The organism is Streptomyces radicis, assembly GCF_003626575.1.
GTDB classification, from domain to species: Bacteria; Actinomycetota; Actinomycetes; order Streptomycetales; family Streptomycetaceae; genus Streptomyces; species Streptomyces radicis.
This window is the reverse complement of sequence record NZ_RBDY01000074.1, coordinates 1-1,551: the sequence shown is the minus strand read 5'-3', so window position 1 is coordinate 1,551 and position 1,551 is coordinate 1. Positions and strand designations below refer to the sequence as shown.

The window sequence follows — 1,551 nt, the reverse complement described above, 5'->3', positions numbered from 1 at the left end:
AATTCACAGTGGACGCGAGCATCTGCGGACAAGCCCTCGGCCTATTAGTACCGGTCAACTCCACCCGTCACCAGGCTTCCATCTCCGGCCTATCAACCCCGTCGTCTACAGGGAGCCTTACCCCATCAAGTAGGTGGGAGTCCTCATCTCGAAGCAGGCTTCCCGCTTAGATGCTTTCAGCGGTTATCCCTCCCGAACGTAGCCAACCAGCCATGCCCTTGGCAGAACAACTGGCACACCAGAGGTTCGTCCGTCCCGGTCCTCTCGTACTAGGGACAGCCCTTCTCAAGACTCCAACGCGCACAGCGGATAGGGACCGAACTGTCTCACGACGTTCTAAACCCAGCTCGCGTACCGCTTTAATGGGCGAACAGCCCAACCCTTGGGACCAACTCCAGCCCCAGGATGCGACGAGCCGACATCGAGGTGCCAAACCATCCCGTCGATACGGACTCTTGGGGAAGATCAGCCTGTTATCCCCGGGGTACCTTTTATCCGATGAGCGACGGCGCTCCCACAAGCCACCGCCGGATCACTAGTCCCTGCTTTCGCACCTGCTCGACCCGCCAGTCTCACAGTCAAGCTCCCTTGTGCACTTACACTCACCACCTGATAACCAACCAGGCTGAGGGAACCTTTGGGCGCCTCCGTTACCCTTTAGGAGGCAACCGCCCCAGTTAAACTACCCACCAGACACTGTCCCCGATCCGGATCACGGACCCAGGTTAGACATCCAGCACGATCAGAGTGGTATTTCAACAACGACTCCACACCGGCTGGCGCCGGCACTTCACAGTCTCCCACCTATCCTACACAAACCGAACCGAACACCAATATCAAGCTATAGTAAAGGTCCCGGGGTCTTTCCGTCCTGCTGCGCGAAACGAGCATCTTTACTCGTACTGCAATTTCACCGGGCCTATGGTTGAGACAGCCGAGAAGTCGTTACGCCATTCGTGCAGGTCGGAACTTACCCGACAAGGAATTTCGCTACCTTAGGATGGTTATAGTTACCACCGCCGTTTACTGGCGCTTAAGTTCCCAGCCTCGCCACCGAAGCAGCTAACCGGTCCCCTTAACGTTCCAGCACCGGGCAGGCGTCAGTCCGTATACATCGCCTTACAGCTTCGCACGGACCTGTGTTTTTAGTAAACAGTCGCTTCTCGCTGGTCTCTGCGGCCACCCCCAGCTCCGGACGAAAAGTCCCTCACCGGAAGCGGCCCCCCTTCTCCCGAAGTTACGGGGGCAATTTGCCGAGTTCCTTAACCATAGTTCACCCGAACGCCTCGGTATACTCTACCTGACCACCTGAGTCGGTTTCGGGTACGGGCCACCATGAAACATCGCTAGAGGCTTTTCTCGACAGCATAGGATCATCCACTTCACCACAATCGGCTCGGCATCAGGTCTCACCCACAAGTCGCACGGATTTACCTGCACGACGGGCCACACCCTTACCCCGGGAATAACCACCACCCGGGCTGGACTACCTTCCTGCGTCACCCCATCACTCACCTACTACCCCCTCGGGCCACCGGCTCCACCACTCCA

Annotated in this window: 1 rRNA gene; it reads right to left on the bottom strand. The window is 57.6% G+C overall.

Annotated features, from left to right (window positions below):
• Window positions 1-24 precede the first annotated feature (24 nt).
• Window positions 25-1,551: ribosomal RNA gene (locus tag D7318_RS33585) — 23S ribosomal RNA — on the bottom strand; the annotation flags it as partial.